The sequence below is a fragment of the Enterobacter sp. T1-1 genome (genome assembly GCF_000710795.1).
Classification (GTDB): domain Bacteria; phylum Pseudomonadota; class Gammaproteobacteria; order Enterobacterales; family Enterobacteriaceae; genus Enterobacter; species Enterobacter cloacae.
Window position 1 is genome coordinate 37,744 of sequence record NZ_JALW01000056.1, and the last position, 22,115, is coordinate 59,858.

Annotated in this window: 17 protein-coding genes and 2 pseudogenes; 5 read left to right on the plus strand and 14 right to left on the minus strand. The window is 58.5% G+C overall.

Annotation, left to right across the window (positions count from 1 at the left end; all coding sequences use genetic code 11):
• Nucleotides 1-11 precede the first annotated feature (11 nt).
• Both AK59_RS0118520 and mgtA read right to left on the minus strand, forming a co-directional pair.
• Entirely contained in the window at nucleotides 12-2,396 is a 2,385-nt protein-coding gene (locus tag AK59_RS0118520; protein ID WP_029883483.1) for a beta-N-acetylhexosaminidase, read from the minus strand.
• Between the two features lie 176 nt (nucleotides 2,397-2,572).
• Nucleotides 2,573-5,281 carry a magnesium-translocating P-type ATPase gene (gene mgtA / locus AK59_RS0118525; RefSeq protein WP_029883484.1) on the minus strand — a complete coding sequence of 903 codons (2,709 nt, stop codon included), beginning with the start codon at nucleotides 5,279-5,281 and terminating at the stop codon, nucleotides 2,573-2,575.
• A gap of 391 nt (nucleotides 5,282-5,672) precedes the next feature.
• Here mgtA and treR point away from each other — a divergent pair, with 391 nt between their 5' ends.
• From treR to nrdG, 5 genes are all read left to right on the plus strand, one after another.
• Nucleotides 5,673-6,620, plus strand: a complete 948-nt coding sequence (treR, locus tag AK59_RS0118530) for a trehalose operon repressor TreR (protein WP_029883485.1) — start codon at nucleotides 5,673-5,675, stop codon at nucleotides 6,618-6,620.
• A gap of 127 nt (nucleotides 6,621-6,747) precedes the next feature.
• Nucleotides 6,748-8,166: a PTS trehalose transporter subunit IIBC gene (treB, locus tag AK59_RS0118535; protein WP_029883486.1), complete on the plus strand. Its 1,419-nt coding sequence runs from the start codon at nucleotides 6,748-6,750 to the stop codon at nucleotides 8,164-8,166.
• A gap of 51 nt (nucleotides 8,167-8,217) precedes the next feature.
• Complete coding sequence (gene treC / locus AK59_RS0118540) at nucleotides 8,218-9,861, plus strand: alpha,alpha-phosphotrehalase (RefSeq protein ID WP_029883487.1); 1,644 nt, start codon at nucleotides 8,218-8,220, stop codon at nucleotides 9,859-9,861.
• 373 nt (nucleotides 9,862-10,234) lie between these two features.
• On the plus strand, nucleotides 10,235-12,373 hold the full coding sequence (nrdD, locus tag AK59_RS0118545) for an anaerobic ribonucleoside-triphosphate reductase (RefSeq protein WP_013095357.1): 2,139 nt from the start codon (nucleotides 10,235-10,237) through the stop codon (nucleotides 12,371-12,373).
• A gap of 122 nt (nucleotides 12,374-12,495) precedes the next feature.
• Nucleotides 12,496-12,960 carry an anaerobic ribonucleoside-triphosphate reductase-activating protein gene (gene nrdG, locus AK59_RS0118550; protein WP_029883488.1) on the plus strand — a complete coding sequence of 155 codons (465 nt, stop codon included), beginning with the start codon at nucleotides 12,496-12,498 and terminating at the stop codon, nucleotides 12,958-12,960.
• Between the two features lie 3 nt (nucleotides 12,961-12,963).
• On the opposite strand, the gene AK59_RS0118555 is transcribed toward nrdG, so the two are convergent.
• From AK59_RS0118555 to AK59_RS0118610, 12 genes and pseudogenes are all read right to left on the minus strand, one after another.
• Nucleotides 12,964-13,248 (minus strand): type II toxin-antitoxin system RelE family toxin, encoded by a 285-nt coding sequence (locus AK59_RS0118555; protein WP_029883489.1) that lies wholly within the window; start codon nucleotides 13,246-13,248, stop codon nucleotides 12,964-12,966.
• Nucleotides 13,238-13,480 carry a type II toxin-antitoxin system RelB/DinJ family antitoxin gene (locus AK59_RS0118560; protein WP_008501400.1) on the minus strand — a complete coding sequence of 81 codons (243 nt, stop codon included), beginning with the start codon at nucleotides 13,478-13,480 and terminating at the stop codon, nucleotides 13,238-13,240. The genes AK59_RS0118555 and AK59_RS0118560 overlap by 11 nt, the downstream gene beginning before the upstream one ends.
• A 77-nt stretch (nucleotides 13,481-13,557) precedes the next feature.
• Entirely contained in the window at nucleotides 13,558-15,468 is a 1,911-nt protein-coding gene (locus tag AK59_RS0118565; protein WP_029883490.1) for a BglG family transcription antiterminator, read from the minus strand.
• 19 nt (nucleotides 15,469-15,487) lie between these two features.
• Nucleotides 15,488-16,624, minus strand: a pseudogene (locus tag AK59_RS01000000123845) (lactonase family protein).
• Nucleotides 16,625-16,750: 126 nt separating this feature from the next.
• Complete coding sequence (gene dagF, locus AK59_RS0118575; protein WP_029883491.1) at nucleotides 16,751-17,491, minus strand: 2-dehydro-3-deoxy-phosphogluconate aldolase; 741 nt, start codon at nucleotides 17,489-17,491, stop codon at nucleotides 16,751-16,753.
• A complete protein-coding gene (locus tag AK59_RS0118580) occupies nucleotides 17,488-18,606 on the minus strand; it encodes a DgaE family pyridoxal phosphate-dependent ammonia lyase (RefSeq protein ID WP_013095352.1) in 1,119 nt (372 codons plus the stop codon). Before AK59_RS0118580 ends, dagF begins: the two co-directional genes overlap by 4 nt.
• Nucleotides 18,590-19,723: an amidohydrolase/deacetylase family metallohydrolase gene (locus tag AK59_RS0118585; protein WP_029883492.1), complete on the minus strand. Its 1,134-nt coding sequence runs from the start codon at nucleotides 19,721-19,723 to the stop codon at nucleotides 18,590-18,592. The genes AK59_RS0118580 and AK59_RS0118585 overlap by 17 nt, the downstream gene beginning before the upstream one ends.
• A gap of 42 nt (nucleotides 19,724-19,765) precedes the next feature.
• Complete coding sequence (locus AK59_RS0118590; RefSeq protein ID WP_013095350.1) at nucleotides 19,766-20,407, minus strand: DUF4310 family protein; 642 nt, start codon at nucleotides 20,405-20,407, stop codon at nucleotides 19,766-19,768.
• Between the two features lie 13 nt (nucleotides 20,408-20,420).
• Complete coding sequence (locus AK59_RS0118595; protein WP_006810337.1) at nucleotides 20,421-21,197, minus strand: DUF4311 domain-containing protein; 777 nt, start codon at nucleotides 21,195-21,197, stop codon at nucleotides 20,421-20,423.
• 22 nt (nucleotides 21,198-21,219) lie between these two features.
• Nucleotides 21,220-21,519 (minus strand): DUF4312 family protein, encoded by a 300-nt coding sequence (locus AK59_RS0118600; protein ID WP_006810338.1) that lies wholly within the window; start codon nucleotides 21,517-21,519, stop codon nucleotides 21,220-21,222.
• Between the two features lie 2 nt (nucleotides 21,520-21,521).
• Complete coding sequence (locus AK59_RS0118605; protein ID WP_006179053.1) at nucleotides 21,522-21,884, minus strand: SFCGS family glycine-rich protein; 363 nt, start codon at nucleotides 21,882-21,884, stop codon at nucleotides 21,522-21,524.
• Between the two features lie 10 nt (nucleotides 21,885-21,894).
• Nucleotides 21,895-22,053: pseudogene (locus AK59_RS0118610) on the minus strand (glycine dehydrogenase); the annotation flags it as partial.
• Between the last annotated feature and the right edge of the window lie 62 nt (nucleotides 22,054-22,115).

Below are 22,115 nucleotides of genomic sequence, written 5' to 3' on the forward strand. Positions count from 1 at the left end.
GGGGGTTTTTCCTACTGATTCCGCGTCGCGCGCAGCAGCGTCTCCAGCGGGTACACCGCCGCAATCACCACTTCGTCCTGAACCTTCGCCGCGTTATCCAGCTCGCTCTGAATTGAGGCGATCTCTTTATCGTCCAGCGTGCCCTGACGCGCCACCAGATCGGTGAGCCTTAGGCCAATCGAGGCCAGCTTATCCACCTCCTGAATCACCGGCTTGATCGCCTTCAGCTGATAGCTGTTTTCACTCAGTGCCAGCGCGTCGCTGGTATTGCTCTGCCAGCGGTTAAACACATGGCGCAGCGCGTCGGCACTTTCGGTATCCTCGGCGTCGCTCACCAGACGGTCGGCCCATTTGTTCATCTGGCGCACGGTGGCGCTTTCGGCGTTCAGCGCATCCGCGAAGCGGTTGAGCGGCTCAAACTGATGGTAGTTTCCGGCCTGGAATTTGAGATGCTGACGAGTGTAATACTGCGCAGGCTCCACCGCCTGGGCGAGGATTTGCAGCGGCAGCGTATCGGCATTCCCGGCAAGGCGCGTGAATTGCACCTGCTGCTGGGTGTGCTGCTGCAGCCCGACCGAGACCGTCGACCAGCTGTCCATCGCCTGCAGGCGGGTGTACATGTTGTCGACATCGGTAACATCCTGCGTGGACCATAACCGCTCCGCCACCGCAAAGGTACGCGGCCACAGACGGATATCCAGCACCGGCGCCACCACGTTTTCCGCCCACAGCGCGGCTTCTCCGCCAAGCAGATTAACCTGATGCGCGATATCCGGCACTACCGGCGGAGTGCCTTTAGGAACCTCATCCAGACGCGTGCCGCTGATCGGGTAGCGGACATTCCCCACCAGGAAATAACCCGTGAGCTTATCGTTATCAACCGACACCACCGGGCGCGTTTCGCCCATCCAGGTATCAACGGTAAACGTCACCTGATTGTTATCGCGCCACGCAATGTTATCCACCGCGCGGCGGGACTTGCCGGCAAAATCAATAAATCCGCGCCAGCCGGACTCCCCTTTCACCAGCGTAAAGCTGCCTTCGACCGGCTTGCCTTTCAGACGCGGCATGGAGAAGGCCCAGCTCTGGGCGCTGTCGGTGTCGGCAATCACGTCCACGCCGTTTAAGGCCTGCGGCACGATCTCATTGCGGTAGTGGTAAGCGGTGGACTGCGGCTGATCGAGATAGAAGCCCGTCGAGAGGATCCCTTTGTAGCCGTTCTGCGCCACCTGTCCCAGCGCATCCTGCCCCTGCCAGGACTGGATCAGAATGCTTTTGGGCAGATCGGGATGGTAGATCTCATCCCAGCCCACCATCTGCCGGTGGTGTTTTTCAAGGATCGTTTCCAGCTTGCGGTTGAAATACGCCTGCAGCGCGTGGCTGTCCGCCAGCTTGTGGTCGCGCATAAACTGCTGAATGGCCGGATTCGCTTTCCACTGGCTGTCGTCCACCTCATCGCCACCGATGTGCAGATAAGGATCGGGGAAGATCGCCGCCAGTTCGCTGACCATCGTGTCAGCAAAGGCGTAAGTGGCCTCTTTGGTCGGATCCAGCACCGGCTTTAAGACTCCCCAGTGGCGCTCCATTTCGTACGGCCCCGGCGCGCTCATCAGCGCCGGGTAGGCCACGGCAATGGCCGAGGCGTGGCCTGGCATATCGATCTCCGGCACCACGCGGATACCGCGCTCGGCAGCATAGCGGACAATCTCGCGCATCTGCTCTGGCGTGTAGAATAGCCCGTCGCTGGCAAGCTGGGTCAGCTTAGGATAGCGCTTTGAGCTGAAACGCCAGCCCTGATCGTCGGTTAAATGCCAGTGCAGCACGTTGAGTTTTGCCGCGGCCATACCGTCGATCTGGCGTTTGATATCCGCCAGCGGGATAAAGTGGCGCGCCGAGTCCAGCAGCAGCCCGCGCCACGGGAAGCGCGGGGAATCTTCAATGGTCACCCACGGTACAGAGGTGTTTTCTGCGCCGTTTTGCACCAGCTGGAGCAGCGTTTCTATGGCACGCAGCGCGCCGAAGCGGGTGTTGGCGGAGATATCCACCCCGTTGGCATCCACCGTCAGCTTATAGCTTTCGTCGCTGTCCGGCAGCGGCTGCGGCTTCACTTTTTTGGCAATGGCAATGCGGATGGTCGGTTTTTCGGGTTTGTCGGCCTGCGGCTGCAGCGTCCAGCCGGTTTGCAGGGCAATGCGCTGGCGCAGGCGGTTAACGGCGTCACCGAGATCGTCTCCGCTGACGCTTACGGAGAGTTGATTATTAAGCACCAGCGCGCCCTGAGTGGTCGGGCGTTCAACCTTCGCAGGCCAGGGCATCAGGGGAAGATCGCCTGCCGGGGCGGCAAACGCTGACGCGCCGAGCAGCAGCCCGGCGGTTAAGAGGCTGTACCGTAACATGAATGTTCCTTGTCTGACGGGCCAAATACAGGCAAAACATTCTGGTAACATGCGCTCAATTTGTCGTCAAGCGAATGCGCCGACGGAGATCACAGGTTGTTGAATTTGAGAGGAAAGCCAGTCCGGTCACCCCGGCCCTCTCCCAAAGGGGAGAGGGTTAGGGTGAGGGTATGTTTTTACTGCCACCCATACCGACGCGCGTAAAACCCTTTCACCATCTGCGTCAGCACCATATAGCCCGCGAGGATCGCCACCAGCCACGGGAAGTAGCTCAGCGGTAAGGCCTGCAGCTGCAGGTAGCTGGCCAACGGTGAGAACGGCAGCGCAATGCCGAGCGCCATCACAATCCCCGTCATCACAATCAGCGGCCAGGCGGCACGGCTCTGGATGAACGGAATACGACGTGTGCGGATCATATGCACAATCAGCGTTTGCGACAGCAGCCCCACCACGAACCAGCCGGACTGGAACAGGGTCTGATGTTCCGGTGTATTGGCGTGGAACACAAACCACATCAGGCAGAAGGTCAGGATGTCAAAGATGGAGCTGATCGGGCCAAAGAAGAGCATAAAGCGCCCCAGATCCGCCGGGTTCCAGCGCTGCGGCTTCTGGATCTGCTCGTCATCGACGTTATCAAACGGGATCGCCACCTGAGAGACATCGTACATCAGGTTCTGGATCAGCAGATGCAGCGGCAGCATCGGCAGGAACGGCAGAAACGCGCTCGCCACCAGCACGCTGAAGACGTTACCGAAGTTGGAGCTGGCGGTCATTTTGATGTATTTCAGCATGTTGGCAAAAGTCCGACGCCCTTCGATCACGCCCTCTTCCAGCACCATCAGGCTCTTTTCCAGCAGGATGATGTCTGCCGCTTCGCGGGCGATGTCCACCGCCCCGTCCACGGAGATACCGATATCCGCCGCACGCAGCGCGGGCGCGTCGTTGATACCGTCGCCCATAAAGCCCACCACGTGCCCTTCGCGACGCAGCAGGGTGACGATGCGCTCTTTATGCATCGGCGTCAGGCGGGCAAACAGCGTGGTGTGCCGGGCAAGCTGAGCCAGCTCGTCGTCACTGAGGTGTTCGATATCGCTGCCTACCACCACGTCACCCGCGTCCAGCCCCACTTCGTGGCACACTTTGGCGGCTACCAGCTCGCTGTCGCCGGTAAGAATTTTCACGGTGATCCCGCTGGCCTTCAGCGCTTTCAGCGCCGGAGCGGTGGTCTCTTTCGGCGGATCGAGGAATGCGATATAACCCTCGAGGATCAGATCGGATTCGTCGATACGCTGATAGTCCCCCTCGCGCGCAGGCAGGAATTTGCTCGCCACCGCCACCACCCGCAGCCCCTGACGGTTCAGGTTATCCGTGACGCGTTTGATGCGGCGCAGCATGGTGTCGTCCAGCGGCACGATGTCGCCGTTGTAGCGCACCTGGGTGGAAACATTGAGGATCTCCTGCAACGCGCCTTTGCAGATCAGCTGGTGCACATCCGGCTGCTCGCTGACCACCACCGACATCCGGCGGCGCTCAAAATCGAACGGGATCTCATCCACCTTCTGCCAGCGGCCAGAGAGTGAGCGGGCAGACTCTTCATCCACCCCTTCCAGCACCGCAACATCAAGCAGATTTTTCAGCCCGGTCTGGTAGTGGCTGTTCAGCCAGGCGCTGTGCAGCACGCGTTCGCTGGTTTTACCGGCGATATCGGTGTGGTTCTCCAGCACGATTTTGTCCTGCGTCAGCGTGCCGGTTTTGTCGGTGCAGAGAATGTCCATCGCGCCAAAGTTCTGAATGGCGTCGAGGTGTTTGACGATTACCTTCTGTTTTGACAGCTTCACCGCCCCGCGCGCCAGGGTGGAGGTGACAATCATCGGCAGCATTTCCGGCGTTAAGCCAACCGCCACGGAGAGCGCAAACAGCGCGGCTTCCCACCAGTCGCCTTTGGTGTAGCCGTTGATCAGCAGCACAATCGGCGTCATCACCATCATAAAGCGGATCAGCAGCATGCTGACGCGGCCAATCCCTTTCTGGAACGCGTTCGGCTCGCTCTCCTGCTCTGTCACACGTCCGGCAAGCTGGCCAAACCAGGTATTGCCGCCGGTGGCGGTAACAATCGCCTGCGCCGTGCCGCTGACCACCGTGGTGCCCATAAAGCACAGGGTGTCGCACTCAAGCGGGTTCATCTGCTGCGGATCGCGGCTCCGCGCCACCTTTTCCACCGGCAGGGACTCACCGGTGAGCGAGGCCTGGGCCACGAACAGATCGCGCGCCTGGATGATGCGTAAATCCGCCGGAATCATATCCCCGGCGGCGAGCTTCACCAGATCGCCCGGCACCAGCTGGTCGATGGGCAGTTCGACCCAGGCGTTTTCACCCAGATCGTTAATGACTCGCGACACAGTCGCGGTGTTGCTGACCATCGCCTTCAGGGCATCCGCCGCTTTGGTGGATCGCGCTTCCTGGATAAAGTTCAGCAGCGTGGAGATCCCCACCATCAGGGCGATAACGCCTGCAGCAAACAGATCTTCAGTGGCATAAGAGATAATGCCCAGCACCGTCAGCAGCAGATTGAAGGGGTTGCGGTAGCAGATCCACAGATGCACCCACCACGGCGCTGGCTTTTGCGCCGGGATAAGGTTATCGCCATGCACGGCCCGGATTTTTAGCACTTCAGCCGCATTCAGCCCTTCCGGGTGTCCGTTAAAGGCGCGCCAGACTTCGTTCTCATCCATCGCCGCCACGTTAAGGCAACGCTCGGTCAGGCTGGCGGGAATAGTGGCGCCGGAGAAATTTTTGCCGTTTGGCAGCGGATCGCGCTGAACCAGACGGTGTGGCAGGTGGCGGCTCAGCAGCGCCTGCAGCTGCCGGGTGATATTTTTAAACATAGTCATTCCCCCGCATCCGCCAGGGCGGACGCAGTCATTCCTGCAGGCGTGGCAAAGCCGTACCTGACAGGCACTTAAATTTTCAAGCAGGAACGTTCAGAACGTTGCTGCCTCACATCACCGGTGAGACAGCACAAGGCTGGCTTACCGGAAAGAAGGGGTTCTCCTGGTCAGGAGAGGTGTGGGATCGGGATCCATGTCGCCTCCGGTAAGTAAAAATAAGGGGTACGCCGCGCAGTATAAGGATTTAACCGTACCCTAAGCGGCGCGTCGGGCGGTATTATACCCACCCTCAAATAAACCGAACGTAAACCAGACTTTGCCCATAGCGAATTAGCGCTATAGCATTAGGCTCATTTGACACCGTTATCGTTGTTACAGGGAATACAGCATGCAAAACCGCCTTACGATTAAAGACATTGCGCGTTTAAGCGGCGTGGGGAAATCCACCGTGTCGCGCGTGCTGAACAACGAGAGCGGTGTCAGCGAACGCACGCGCGAGCGCGTCGAGGCGGTGATGAATCAGCACGGGTTTTCCCCTTCCCGTTCCGCACGCGCCATGCGCGGACAGAGCGATAAAGTGGTCGCCATTATTGTCTCGCGTCTGGATTCCCTCTCTGAAAACCTCGCCGTACAGACCATGCTGCCCGCCTTCTATGAGCAGGGTTACGATCCAATCATGATGGAGAGTCAGTTCTCGCCACAGCTGGTGGAAGAGCATCTGGGGATGCTGGCGCGACGCAACATCGACGGGGTGGTCCTGTTTGGCTTTACCGGCATTAAAGAGGAGATGCTCAAACCCTGGCAACCCTCGCTGGTCTTGCTGGCACGCGATGCCCACGGATTTGCGTCCGTCTGCTATGACGATGAAGGGGCGATTATTACCCTGATGCAGCGCCTGTACGAAAAAGGCCATCGCCATATCAGCTATCTTGGCGTACCGCACGCGGACGTCACCACCGGCAAACGCCGTCATGAAGCCTATCTGGCGTTTTGCAAAAAGCACAACCTCTCTGCCGTGGCCTCCCTGCCCGGGCTTGGCATGAAGCAGGGCTATGAACAGGTCGCCAGCGTGCTGACCCCGCAGACCACCGCGCTGGTGTGCGCGACCGACACCCTGGCGCTGGGTGCGAGCAAATATATACAGGAACAGCGCATCGACGACCTGCAGGTTGCCAGCGTAGGCAGTACCCCGCTGATGAAGTTCCTGCACCCGGAGATCATCACCGTCGATCCGGGCTACGCCGAGTCCGGCCGTCAGGCGGCCGCACAGCTGATTGAGCAGATCAACGGGCGCGCAGAACCCCGCCAAATCGTCATTCCCGTCCATCTTTCATAACCGCCATAAATCGGTTTATTGTGATCTTCGCCCGATTTCGGGAACGTTCCCATTTTCGCCGTCCCGCTGAAGGAGTAGGCTTGCGCTCAGGTCATTACACCCCTCCCATCTGTCATGAGGTTTCATGATGAGTAAAGTCAAACAAGCAGATATCGATCAGCTGATCGTCCTGGTGGGCGGTCGCGAAAACATCGCGACGGTCAGCCATTGTATTACCCGCCTGCGCTTCGTGCTGAACGATCCGGCCAAAGCCAATCCGAAAGCGATTGAAGCGCTTTCGATGGTGAAAGGCTGCTTCACCAACGCCGGGCAGTTCCAGGTGGTTATTGGTACCGAAGTGGGCGATTACTATCAGTCTCTGCTCGCCACTACCGGGCACAACGCGGCAGATAAAGAGCAGGCCAAAAAGGCCGCGCGCCAGAATATGAAATGGCACGAGCAGCTTATCTCCCACTTCGCAGAGATCTTCTTCCCGCTGCTGCCGGCGCTGATCAGCGGGGGCTTAATTTTAGGCTTCCGTAACGTCATCGGTGATGTGCCGATGAGCGACGGCAAAACCCTGGCGCAGATGTACCCGGCGCTGAAAACCATTTACGACTTCCTGTGGCTGATTGGCGAAGCGATCTTCTTCTATCTGCCGGTGGGGATTTGCTGGTCCGCCGTGCGTAAAATGGGCGGTACCCCGATTCTGGGTATCGTACTCGGCGTAACGCTGGTCTCTCCGCAGTTAATGAACGCTTACTTACTTGGCCAGCAGGCGCCGGAAGTATGGAACTTTGGCCTGTTCACCATCGCCAAAGTGGGTTATCAGGCGCAGGTTATCCCGGCATTGCTGGCGGGTCTGGCGCTGGGCTTTATTGAAACGCGCCTGAAACGCATCGTGCCAGATTACCTCTATCTGGTGGTGGTGCCGGTCTGCTCGCTGATCCTGGCGGTGTTCCTGGCGCACGCCTTTATCGGTCCGTTTGGCCGCATGATCGGCGACGGCGTGGCCTTTGCCGTCCGTCACCTGATGACCGGCAGCTTCGCGCCGATTGGTGCCGCGCTGTTCGGCTTCCTGTACGCCCCGCTGGTGATCACCGGCGTACACCAGACCACGCTGGCGATTGATATGCAGATGATCCAGAGCCTTGGCGGCACGCCGGTCTGGCCGATTATCGCGCTGTCTAACATCGCTCAGGCATCTGCCGTAACGGGCATTATTCTGGTCAGCCGTAAGCATAACGAGCGTGAAATTTCCGTTCCGGCCGCCATCTCCGCGTATCTCGGGGTCACCGAACCGGCGATGTACGGTATCAACCTGAAATACCGCTTCCCGATGCTCTGCGCCATGATCGGCTCGGGTCTGGCGGGTCTGGTGTGTGGTCTCAACGGCGTGATGGCGAACGGCATCGGCGTTGGTGGCCTGCCGGGTATTCTCTCCATTCAGCCCGCCTTCTGGCAGGTGTTTGCCCTGGCGATGGCCATCGCGATCATCGTCCCTATGGCGCTCACCACCGTGGTTTACCAGCGTAAGTTCCGTCAGGGCGCGCTGCAGATTGTTTAACTTCATCTTTCGGGGCGCAGTTGCGCCCCTTCGCATTTGCAGGAACGCATTATGAATACCCTTCCTCACTGGTGGCAGAACGGGGTCATCTATCAGATTTACCCAAAAAGTTTTCAGGACACGACCGGCAGCGGCACCGGCGATTTGCGCGGCGTGACGCAGCGGCTGGACTACCTGAAAACCCTCGGTATTGACGCCATCTGGCTGACGCCGTTTTACATCTCCCCGCAGGTGGATAACGGCTACGACGTGGCGAATTACACCGCCATCGACCCGGCGTACGGCACGCTGGATGACTTTGACGAGCTGGTCGCCCGGGCGCATGAACGCGGCATTCGCATCGTGCTGGATATGGTGTTCAACCACACGTCAACCCAGCACGCCTGGTTCCGTGAATCACTGAATAAAGCCAGCCCGTACCGCCAGTTTTATATCTGGCGCGACGGCACGCCGGAGCAGCTTCCCAACAACTGGCGCTCCAAATTCGGCGGCAACGCCTGGCGCTGGCACGCCGAGAGCGAGCAGTATTATCTGCACCTCTTCGCCCCGGAGCAGGCGGATCTCAACTGGGAGAATCCGGCCGTGCGTGCTGAACTGAAAAAGGTGTGCGAGTTCTGGGCCGATCGCGGCGTGGACGGCCTGCGTCTGGATGTGATTAACCTGATTTCGAAAGACCAGGCTTTCCCGAATGACGATATTGGCGACGGTCGCCGCTTCTACACCGATGGGCCGCGCATTCATGAATATCTCCAGGAGATGAGCCGCGACGTCTTTACGCCGCGTAATCTGATGACGGTGGGCGAGATGTCCTCCACCTCGCTGGAGAACTGCCAGCAGTATGCCTCTCTCGACGGGCGCGAGCTGTCGATGACCTTTAACTTCCATCATCTGAAGGTGGATTACCCCGGCGGCGAAAAATGGACGCTGGCAAAACCGGATTTCGTGGCGCTGAAAACCCTCTTCAATCACTGGCAGCAGGGGATGCATAACAAAGCGTGGAACGCGCTGTTCTGGTGTAACCACGATCAGCCGCGCATTGTGTCGCGCTTTGGCGATGAAGGCGAATATCGCGTACCGGCGGCGAAGATGCTGGGCATGGTGCTGCACGGGATGCAGGGCACGCCGTATATCTATCAGGGTGAAGAGCTTGGCATGACCAACCCGCACTTCAGCCGCATCACCGATTACCGCGACGTGGAAAGCCTGAACATGTTCGCCGAACTGCGGGCTAACGGCCGCGATCCGAACGAACTCCTGGCGATTCTGGCGAGTAAGTCGCGCGATAACGGGCGCACACCGATGCAGTGGGATGCCTCGCACAATGCGGGTTTTACCGAAGGTGAGCCGTGGATTGGCGTCTGCGACAACTACGAGACGGCCAACGCCCGCGCGGCGCTGGACGATCCCGATTCGGTGTTTTATACCTACCAGTCGCTGATTCGCCTGCGCAAAACCCTGCCGGTGCTGACGTGGGGCGATTATCAGGATCTGCTGCCGGAACATCCGTCCCTGTGGTGTTATCGCCGCCAGTGGCAGGGGCAAACCCTGGTGGTGGTGGCTAACCTCAGCCATCAGTCTCATGAATGGGAATCCGACGTTCTCAGCGGTGAGTGGCAGGCCGTCATGCGTAACTACCCGGCCCCACATACCGCCACGCTACGTCCGTTTGAAGCCGTCTGGTGGCTACAGGCGTAATCTCCCGCCGGGCGTAACAGCAGCGCCCGGCTTACTTTACTGTTTTTGTTGAATAATTAATCAGATTTTTCCTTTGCGGATTTACATTCGCTCCAGCGCCCGCCGTTTGTACTCTCGTCTTTTTACTTTGTTCTGAATCAAAAAAATCGCAAACATGTTTGATGCAAATCACTATATGTAGCACTTAAAATGCTGGCCGACCCAACATCTTGTATTTATCGTCTACTATTCCAACAACAACACGGCGACTCCGCTCTCCGGGATTGTGGATAACAAGGGTCGGGAACGCGGGAAGTCATTGGGCTGGCTGATAATCCACCCGGTGCATACTTCCCCACCTCTGTGGATAACCTGTTTTTAAAATGGAGTGATCATGACACCGCATGTGATGAAACGTGATGGCTGTAAAGTGCCGTTTAAATCAGAGCGCATTCAGGAAGCCATTCTGCGTGCAGCTAAAGCAGCGGGAGTCGATGACGCAGATTACTGCGCCACCGTCGCAGACGTCGTTAGCCGCCAGATGAACGAACGCAGCCAGGTGGATATCAGCGAGATCCAGACTGCGGTTGAGAACCAGCTGATGTCTGGTCCTTACAAGCAGTTAGCACGCGCTTATATTGAGTACCGCCACGACCGCGACGTCCAGCGTGAAAAACGCGGTCGTCTGAATCAGGAAATCCGCGGTCTGGTCGAGCAGACCAACTCCGCCCTGCTCAATGAAAACGCCAATAAAGACAGCAAGGTGATCCCAACCCAGCGCGACCTGCTGGCCGGTATCGTGGCTAAACACTACGCCCGTCAGCATCTGTTGCCGCGCGACGTGGTATCGGCGCACGAGCGCGGAGAGATCCACTACCACGATCTCGACTACTCGCCGTTCTTCCCGATGTTTAACTGCATGCTGATCGACCTCAAAGGCATGCTGACCCACGGTTTTAAAATGGGTAACGCCGAGATTGAGCCGCCGAAGTCTATCTCCACGGCGACGGCCGTCACGGCGCAGATTATCGCCCAGGTCGCGAGCCACATTTACGGCGGCACCACCATTAACCGCATTGATGAAGTGCTGGCCCCGTTTGTCACTGCAAGCTTTAAGAAGCACCGTAAAACGGCGGAAGAGTGGCAGATCCCCGATGCTGACGGCTACGCCCATTCCCGCACCGAGAAAGAGTGCTATGACGCGTTCCAGTCGCTGGAGTACGAGGTGAACACGCTGCATACCGCGAATGGTCAGACGCCGTTTGTCACGTTCGGCTTTGGTCTGGGAACCAGCTGGGAGTCGCGTCTGATTCAGCAGTCCATTCTGCGTAACCGTATCTCCGGTCTTGGCAAAAACCGCAAAACGGCGGTGTTCCCGAAACTGGTGTTCGCCATCCGCGACGGTCTGAACCATAAGTTTGGTGACCCGAACTACGACATTAAACAGCTGGCGCTGGAGTGTGCGAGCAAGCGCATGTATCCGGACATTCTGAACTACGACCAGGTGGTGAAAGTCACCGGTTCGTTTAAAACCCCGATGGGCTGTCGCAGCTTCCTCGGCGTGTATGAGGACGAAAATGGTGAGCAGGTGCATGACGGCCGCAACAACCTGGGCGTGATCAGCCTGAACCTGCCGCGCATCGCGCTGGAAGCCAAAGGAAATGAAGACGCCTTCTGGGCGCTGCTGGATGAACGTTTACAGCTGGCGCGTAAAGCGCTGATGACCCGCATCGCCCGTCTGGAAGGGGTCAAGGCACGCGTGGCACCGATCCTCTATATGGAAGGGGCCTGCGGCGTACGTCTGAAAGCGGACGACGATGTGTCTGAGATCTTCAAAAACGGTCGTGCGTCGATCTCGCTGGGCTATATCGGCATTCACGAAACCATCAACGCCCTGTTTGGCAACACGCATATGTATGACAGCGACGCGCTGCGCGAGAAAGGCATCGCCATTGTTCAGCGCCTGCGCGACGCCGTTGACCAGTGGAAAGAAGAGACCGGCTACGGCTTTAGCCTGTACAGTACGCCGAGCGAAAACCTGTGTGACCGTTTCTGCCGTCTGGACACCGCCGAGTTCGGTATTGTGGAAGGGGTGACTGATAAAGGTTACTACACCAACAGCTTCCACCTGGACGTGGAGAAAAAGGTTAACCCGTACGACAAAATTGACTTTGAAGCGGCCTATCCCCCTATCGCCAGCGGCGGCTTTATCTGCTACGGCGAATACCCGAACATCCAGCACAACCTTAAAGCGCTGGAAGACGTGTGGGATTACAGCTATCAGCACGTGCCGTATTACGGCACCAACACGCCTATCGACGAGTGCTACGAGTGCGGCTTTACCGGCGAGTTTGAGTGTACCAGTAAAGGCTTTACCTGCCCGAAATGCGGCAACCACGATGCGGCCCGCGTATCGGTGACCCGCCGCGTGTGCGGCTATCTTGGTAGCCCGGATGCGCGTCCGTTCAACGCCGGTAAGCAGGAAGAGGTGAAACGCCGCGTGAAGCATTTAGGGAATGGGCAGATCGGTTAAGTTCCGTGTTCTCCCCCTCACCCTAGCCCTCTCCCTCAAGGGAGAGGGAACTCTTCCCCCTCTCCCCGTGGGAGAGGGCCGGGGTGAGGGCATCAGCGCGCATACATTCTCTGGACATTTCTATGCGATATCACCAGTACTACCCCGTCGACATCGTTAACGGCCCCGGCACCCGCTGCACTCTTTTTGTCTCAGGCTGCGTGCACGAATGCCCTGGCTGCTACAACAAAAGCACCTGGCGGCTCAATTCCGGCATGCCGTTTACTGCCGAGATGGAAGACCGGATCATTAACGACCTCAATGACACTCGCATCAAACGCCAGGGGATTTCGCTCTCCGGCGGCGATCCGCTGCACCCGCAAAACGTGCCGGAGATCCTGAAGCTGGTGAAACGCATTCGCCGCGAGTGCGCAGGAAAAGATATCTGGGTCTGGACGGGCTATAAGCTGGACGAGCTGAACGCGCAGCAAAGGGAAGTGGTGGATCTGATTAACGTGCTGGTCGACGGCAAATTTGTACAGGATTTAAAAGACCCGGCGCTTATCTGGCGCGGCAGCAGTAACCAGGTTGTGCATCATTTGCGCTGAACGCTATAGCCGTTTGTTAGAATCGTGATACACGGTTAATTTCTCTCTTTTCCCAATAGCGATGACAACTACCGTTACCACGTTGTCCTGAACCTGATAGACCAAACGGTAACCCTGGGATCTGAGTTTTATTTTGTAGCAATCAGGCAGATTATGCAGACGGGCTGATTCGATCCGGGGGTTTACCAACACCCCGGCAAGTTTCTTCTTGAACTGCTTTTTTACAGTCTCCCCTAGCTTGCTCCACTCTTTTAACGCCCTCGGGTCAAATTCCAGTTCATAAGTCATCCAGACTAACCTTAATTCCCTTTTGCGGATTAGCCAGTCGCTCCCGGACTGTCTGTATCAGCGCATCTTCGCTGTCGCTAATCGTGACTGTTTTCACCGGCATGCGCCCCGTCTCCGCAACGTACTGAAACAGGAGTCGCACGGCTTCTGTTGGGGTGATATTGAGTTTTTCCAGCACGGCATAAGCCTCGTTTTTGAGTTTGTCATCCAGACGGACGTTAAGCGTAGCCATTATGCCTCCAGGAGAATCGAATGTGTAATGCAGTTTAGCATTACATTCGCATTACATCGAATTCTGGATAACGCCTCTCAAAACCGGCTCAAACTCTCCATCGCCACCGCCTTAAACTCGGCAAAATCTCCGCAGTTACACAGCCGTGACATCGCACGTTCGCGCAGGAAGGTAACGAAAATATCGTAGATCGCCATCGCCTCTTCGTATTCGCTTTTGCTGATGGCGAGCAGGAAGATAACGTGGGCAGTTTCGTCGCCCCACTGGACGCCGTGCGGGGCGAGCACGGTATAGACCACCGTTTTCTGTGCCAGCAGGCCAAGGGAGTGCGGCAGCGCGATGCCGTCGCCGAGCATGGTGCTGACGATGGCTTCACGCTCAACGACCGAGTCGAGGAACTCAGCCCCCACAAAGCCCTCCTCTTCAAGCTGGACGCAGAGCTCGCGGAACAGCGTTTGCTGGTCCACAGGGGCGTTGAGAATACGGAAATGCGCAGCGTCGAAGTATTTGTCCAGCATCCACGGACGGGTTCTGTCCACCAGCACCAGCTTGCCAATCTGCTCCAGCTGGTAGTCCGTCGGGAACGGGGCGATCATCACCACCGGCTTAGACTTTTCACTGACGCGGGCAGTCGAGATCACAAAGTCTTCGCTAATGGATTCCGTCTGCTCGTACTCGCGAAGCGTAAGCGTGCGTGTGACCTCAATCTGCGGGTATTTGCGCTGCAGCACCGCCTCAATCATGCGCACCATGGCATTACCGGCATCGCACACCAGCAGCACGCGCGGCTGGCGCTGGTAGCCAATGTTGTAGTGGCGCTCCAGCCCGACGCCAATATGCAGCACCAGGAAGCCAATCTCGTTTTCGCTGATCACATACGGCGTGTATTTGCCCCAGCTTGAGACTGCCGCCAGCGTCATATCCCACGCCATCGGATAGTGCTGCTTGATGTTATCCAGCAGCGGATTCGGGATCATGATTTGATACCGCACGCGGGTGATCATGGTTTTGATATGGGTAAGCAGATCCGCATGCAGCTGCTCGTCGCTGAGCAGGTTGTAGTTATAGTGGGTATTGATATAGCGCAGGATGTAGTTGACCAGCGCTTCGTCGTCATCCGCATTGATGGCACTCGGCGCGATATCCTGGATCTGCCGCGCGGCGATATGCACGCACAGCCAGCTCTCTTCCGAAGGGGAAAGCGCTTTGCCCGCCAGCTGCTGAATGGTCACCGCGATATCTTTCGCTGCGTCACGCACGTTCTCTTCCACATCTTCGGCGTGGAATTCCGGCAGTGGATACCCCTCGCTGATGCGGCGCACCGACACCGCGCAGTAGAGTCGCAGGAACAGCTCGCCTTCGTCGGTCAGGCGGATGTGATGCCGCGTCAGCGCCTCGTGCAGTACGGGCACCATCTGCTCTGCTACTCCGGCATTGAGCGCCACGTCGGTCACCAGCGGGTTCTGGCTGTCCTGCTGGGCCAGCTCCCAGAGCAGATCGGTCAGACAGGCGCGGGTCGCCATCTCACTGCCAAACAGCTTCATGCCGTGACGTGGACGCGTTTCCAGCGTCAGGTTGTAGCGGTGGAACCACTCCCGCACCTCCACCATGTCGCTCTGCAGCGTGGCACGGCTGACGAACCACTCATCGGCCAGGTCTTCCAGCTTGAGTGAAAACGCCGAGGTGAGAAAACGCACCACCAGATAATGCACGCGCTCCGGCCCGGTACGGGGAATGCGCAGCGCGCGCGGATGGGAAGCCTGTAGCTGCTGATAACGTACCGCATCGTCAATTTTGAGCTGGTAGCCATTGCCGCGGCTGAGAATAAACTGCGCGCCGTGGCTTGCCAGCAGCGCGTTCAGGGCGGAAATATCCGCCCGGACGGTTCGCGTGGAGACCGACAGCCGCTGCGCCAGCTCGTCCTGCGGCAGCGTCTCGTTTTGCAACAGATCAAAAAGTTGCGCTAAACGTTGGTTCGGAAATCGCACGTCGTTGTCCTCTTACTGCTCAGGGTGAAATGACCATCTGGGATGGGCTGCCGACCGGGGTGTAGTCTGACTCAAAGCTTAGCTTGCCGTCCTGACCGACGCGGAAACGGGTTATGTTGTCGCTGCGCTGGTTCATGACGTACAGCCAGCGCCCCTGTTTATCGAGCGTCAGGGTGCGCGGGTAGTCGCCACGCGTCCAGACATCGTCCTGATGCGTCAGCGTGCCCTCCGCTGTTACGGTAAAGTGCCCGATGCTGTTATGCAAACGGTTAGCCACGTACAGCTGTTTACCATCTGCACTCAGCGCCAGTCCGGCCGCAAAACTGGTGCCTTTGTAACCTTCTGGCAGCGCGGAGAGCGTTTTGCCCTCTTTCAGCCTGCCGTTGCTGTCCAGCGTATAATGGGTGAGCGTAGACGCCTCTTCGTTAATCAGCCACAGCGCATCCCCCTTCGGCGTAAAGACAAAGTGCCGCGGCCCGGCTCCTTTTGAGGAAGCGCTGATAAACGGCGGATCGTTCGGCGTCAGCTTGCCGGCTCGATCGTCAAAGCGGTACTGATAGATACGATCCAGCCCCAGATCGGTGGAAAACACATATTTCCCGCTCGGATCGGCGGCGATCATGTGCGCATGGGGGCCATTATGATCGCTGATGGCAAAACTGCCTTCTGCTGCCGCCTCCGGTTTCGCAGCGCCTGGCTCACCCTGATCCTGGTGCCGATCCGTGGCGTCACCCAGGCTGCCATCGGCTTTGATCGGCAGCACTGCGATCGATCCGCTTACGTAGTTCGCCACCAGCAGATGCTGACCGTTCGGCGTGAGCGAAAGATACACCGGCCCCGCACCGCCGGAGGAGACCTGATTCAGCTCGTTCAGCTCACCGTTATCATCTATCCGCAGCGCCTGCACCACGCCCTACTCCACTTCGCTTGCCAGATACAGCGTTTTGCCATCGTGCGAGACGGCCAGCTGCGCGGCGTTCGGCAGCTGACTCACCAGCGTTTTATCGCCGAGCGCACCGGTGTTCGGGTCGACGGTAAAGCGGTACAGCCCTTCCCCGTTGGGGTTATAGGTGCCCACCCAGGCGTACTGCGGCTGGGCGATAGCGGCGTTAGCCAGTAAAGAGAGTGAAGCGACGAGCAGGGTACGGGTGTGCATGGTGGCTCCTTTGGGGTTGTGCGGTGTGTTCCCCCCTCACCCTAACCCTCTCCCCAAAGGGGAGAGGGGACGATTACACCCTCTCCCCTTTGGGGAGAGGGCTGGGGTGAGGGGTAAGGTTTTGTTTTACTTCACCAGCTTCTTCGTCATCGCAAGCAGCGTACGCACATCTTCCGGACGCGTATCGCCGCTGGCTTTGTCGATAATCGAACTATAAATATGCGGAATGATTTTGCTCACGCCCGCGTCCAGGGCGATCTGCAGGATCGCCTCGTAGTTTTCCAGATCGATACCCCCGGTCGGCTCCAGCCAGAAGTCGTGACGGGCGCAGGCTTCCGCCACGGCCTGGTATTCGTCACGGCACTTCAGGCCGCCCATCGGGAAGTATTTGACTGAACTGCCGCCAAAGTCTTTCAGCAGGGCGATCGCCGTTTCAACCGGCACAATGCCGTCCGGTGCCACGCTGCTCAGCGGGCCGGTGGAGATTTTTACCATCCCGACGGTACCGGTCGGGGAGACCAGACCGTTGACCACCGATTCATTCTGCCCCAGCAGCGCACGGCTGGTGGCTACACCGGTGAAAACCTGGTTAACGTGCTGCGGCTGCACCTGACGGGAGATTTCGCTCACCATCGCCGACTGGTTCGGGTCACCCGCCCCCAGGCCTACCGAGAGCGCGTTATCAATCAGCGCCGCGTACTCGCGCATATCAGCAACCGCACTGGCCACGTCCGGGTAATTTTTGGAGAGCACGCCCACCAGCACATGACCTTCCGCCGCCTCGTAAATGGCGCTGGCGTTCGCTTTTGAGCCTGCCAGCACGTTCAGGCAGACGCGGTCACGGTAAAAATTGGGGGTCAGTTTCATGCCTTTTTCTCCTGTCCTAACACTTCGCTTATGCGGCGGTACACAATGTTCAGCTGGTCAGCGTTCACGCTGCGCACGTCCGCTTCGATAATCCCTTCGTTGGCCTTGTAGCCGCGGAAATAAATGGCGTATTCGCCCTGCTTCAGGGCATTCACCAGCTCGCCGGTGCCGATGCCGGTTACGGCTTCGTCAAACTTAATCTCGGTACGCGCGATATCGCGACCGGCGCTGTCCCAGACCACGCGCGCGGTAACGCCGTTCAGGGTGTTGAGCGCGTCGATAAACGGCGTCATCTTCGCCACCATCTCCGCCCCGCTCTCTTTAGTCGCCGTCAGGTAGTGTTCGATGGCGCAGGTCAGGCCGAGGATCCCCTCTTTACCCACCTTCATGGCGCGGCCAATGCCCGCCGTCTGGCGCTTCACCCACTCAACGTACTGGGTCTTGCCGATCACCAGGCCGCTGGTGGGCCCTTCGATCGCTTTCGCGCCGCTGTAGATCACAAGGTCGGCGCCTGAGCGGTAATAGGTATGCAGATCTTCTTCCGCTGCGGCATCGACGATCAGGGGCAGATCGTGTTTGCGCGCCACAACCGCCGCCTGCTCAACGCTGAGCATGCTTTTCTGCACGCAGTGGTGCGATTTGATGTAAAGGATCGCCGCGGTGCGCGGGGTGATGGCCGCCGCCAGCTGATCGGCTGAGCATTCGTTGGCATAGCCCGCTTCCACCAGCTTGCCGCCGCCCAGCGCCACCATGGTGCCCACCGGCGCGCCAAAGTTTACGTTGTGGCCTTTCGGCAGCACGATTTCGTTGTTCTCAATTGGGGTAACGTGCAGGTTTTCCAGCAGCCAGTCGCTGTCTTTCACCAGCACCGCCGCCACGGACTGGGCGATGCCCGCGGATGCGCAGGAGACCACCGTCGCGCCCTCCACGTCCAGCAGCTTCGCGATGTATTCCCCGGTTTTATTGACCAGATCTTTCATCTCGAAATAGTGATTCATGCCGTCCATCGCCGCCTGCACCACCTCCGGGCGCGGCGTGGAGACACCCAGCGCCGTCATGCGGCCGGAGGTGTTGATGACTTGCTTTAAGTGGTACTTCTCATAAATCGAAGGCATGTTCCGTGCTCCCTTGTTCGGTCATGTAGCCCTTGCCCGCGCGGATCGCGGCAAGCGGCACCAGAATGTGTTCAGCCTGCAGGCTGTCGTTTTCAGCATCCGTCAGCACCGTCGGCTGACGTTTAAGGGTGAACAGCGTCAGGTCGGCGTCGAGGCCGGGTTCGATACGCCCTTTGCGCGTCAGGCGCAGGCCGTCGGCGGCGTTGGCGGTGACGCAGTCAATCACCTGCGGCAATGACATGCCGATGGCGAGGAATTTCGACATCACGCTCGAAAGCGAGCCCACCGGGCCGTTGATGCGGTTGCGGCAGTAGATATCCGAGCTGATGGTGTGCGGCAGAATGCCCATCGCGATAGCGCGTTTCGCCACTTCAAAGCTGAAGCTCGCCGTACCGTGGCCTACGTCCAGCCGCACACCGCGTTTCAGGGCGGAGTTGATGGAGGCGCGCAGCTCGCCGGAGGGCGTCAGAATGCGGTTTGGCTTGCCGTTGTAGCAGTGGGTAATGATGTCGCCCGAGCTCAGCAGCTCGGCAATTTCGTCGAGGTTAGGCGGGTTATTGCCGATGTGCACCATCAGCGGCAGGTCGCCGTTCTCTTTCTGAATGGCTTTCGCACGCTCCAGCGGCGTAATACCGTTTTCACCCACCACGCTGCTGCTCATGCGCGCTTTCAGCCCGACGATAAAGTCAGGATGGCGTTTCACCGCCTGCTTCACGGCATCGGCATCAATATTCGCCATATTGGCCAGCTCGTTCTGGGCAATCAGCCCCACGCGGGAGATATTCAGCAGGGCAAAGACCTCGGTTGAGGCTTTGCGGGTGATTTCGTAGAAATCGTCCACGTCGTCGGCACCGGTACTGCCCGCATCCACCACGGTGGTGACGCCGGTAGCGATACCCACGCTGTCCGGTTCGTCGTGGTAAATGGGGGAGTTCGGGTAGCAGTGGACGTGGGAGTCGATCCAGCCTGCGCTGACGAATACGTCATCGTTCAGCTCCACCGTTTTGCGGGCGGGAGCGTCTATGTCGCCTGTTGCGGCAATTTTCCCGTCCAGAATGGCGATATCGGTCAGGGTATCGTCGCTAAGGCGCGCACGGCGCAGGAGTAAATCAAACATGGGGTTCTCCTGATAAGGCGGGCGCCAGCGCGCCCGCAGGTATTAAAGGGCGACCGGGAACAACCAGCCTAAAATCATGGCGCCAAGGATGGCACCGCCGGTGATCGGCTTCTGCCAGATGTAGAACAGCAGCGCGCCCAGCAGCGAACCGACGCCAATCGGAATAGAAGCGGTCATGGCGCTGAGGATAATCAACGGCCCCAGAAAACGACCGGAGGCATTGCCCGCGCCCATCATCACGTCCGCCCCGTAGGTGGAGTTGCTCTGGTTGATGGTGAACTTACGCGCCAGGATGATGACGTAGCCGATCGCCAGACCAATCACCAGGCCGGTAATCAGCGAGGCAATGAAGTTGGTCACCGGGAACATGATCCCCGCGCCCAGCAGCAGTGCTGGCACACCCAGACCCACGCCGGTCTGGATAGCCCCGCCGATGTCGAGGATCCCTACCAGCGATCCTTCGATAATACGGGCGAACAGGAAGCTTGCGCCGAACGCCGCCACTGCGCCGTATACACCGGTATCAATTCCCGCCTTCAGCATCGCCACGAAGGCCACTTCGTTAAACGCGCCGATGCCGTAGAGGTAGTACATGTGCGTCCCGGCAAACACGCCGGAGGAGAGCAGGCCAACGAAGATCGGGAACGACCAGTCGGCATACCAAAAACCTTTATTCTGTTCCATGTAGAGGCTCCTGTTATTTACCGCTGAGCGAGTTGTGGATCATGTCGAGCCAGTTCGGCACGGTCAGATGGAAGGATTCAATCATCTTCATGTCGAAGCCGCGGAAGAAGCCGCTCAGCACGAAGAGCAGAACGATGGCCGCCATCATCACTTTGGTGACGTGGTTCCAGCCGCTCTCTTCCACGCCTTTACCGATCAGGATCCCCAGTACCAGGCCCGGTACGGCGTTACCCATAATCAGCTGCGCCGCGCCGCCGAAGATGGTGGCCCAGAAGCCGGATTTTTTACCCGCGTCGATGGCCGCCAGCCAGAAGATCACCGGCATCACGGTGTTCACCAGCAGGTTTGCCGCCGGTACCAGCACCTTCACGGCGGTGACCTGCAGTGCGGCCGGAACAGACGAGGCAGTGAGGTTAAGGAAGGTGACAACAATCATGCCGATGATGCCGCAGGCAATCGCCATCTTGCGGGGATCGTGCAGCGTTTCGCCGACGTTACGGTTTTTGATCATCAAGGCTGCAGCACCCCAGTTTGGGATGATGCGGTGGTCTACGTCCTGTGTGAAGGCACCTGCGGCCACGGAAGAGGCCCAGGCGTTAAAGAAGAAGCCTAACCCAAAGGAGAAGTGAGAAGCCGGATCCCCTTCGCAGGAGTTCAGTTCCCCCAACGTACGAAACGCGCCCATACCCTGAGTGGTAGGCGCATGAAACATGCGTGCAGCCCCGGCTCCAACACCGACGCCTACCAGGCCGCCAATGATGAGCGATTTTATTAATATAATTAAGAACATCAGTCTGCCCTTTTATGAATAATCAGCGTTGCGTGACGAAATCCACCTGGTCGAGATTGATGGCGGTCACGTTGACGGTCACATCCAGCTCCACGCTGTAGGTGCGTCTTTCCCGGCGCAAAAAGAAGAACAGAAACGCTTCTTTACGCACCGCTTCTTGCGCCTGAACGACCTGCACATCCTGTGGCTCAATACGCAGTAAGATATGCGGTGAGGCTTTCATCACCGCGGCCTGAACGTGGTTGAGTGCGTCGGCAAAGGCGCGCGCTTTGGCGTCGCCCTTCCCCTTCACTCTCACCGTGGTTGTGAACTGTTCTTTCATGCTTATGCGCCGTGCTTCTTCTGCCACGCCTGCACCAGACGCTCGCCCAGCTCTTCTTTATCCATAAAGCCAAAGCCCAGCACGTTGCAGCCTTCGTTGATGGCGGTCACCCCCTCATCCACGGAGCGCATGCCGTATTTCGCTTTGTAGCCATATTTGGTTTGCGCCGTGATGGCACCCGCGCCGCCGCTGCCGCAGAAGGAGATGCCGAAGGTGGCGTTTTCCGCTTTCATGACGTCGCCGAGTTTCATATCTGCCGCCATACCCGGCACGACAACCGCACGTCCACCCGCTTTTTCCACACCGGCAGCCACTTTCTGGCCTTTACCCAGGCGATCGCCAATCACGACTGTAATCTGTTCCATGTGTTGCTCCTTAAAGGTTGTCTTTCGCGACTTCAAAGTGAACGGAGAGCAGCCAGGCTTCTTCATCAGGAAGGTTGCCAAACTGCGCTACCACTTCACGGGCGAGCCGCATTGAATCCGGTGAAATTTCGTCGAACAGCTCTGCCTCCACTTCCGGCAGCGGCTCCCCCCCCCCCGGCCCGGGGGGCCCCCCGCCGGCGCGGGGGGGGGGGGGGCTGTTTCGTCACTCAT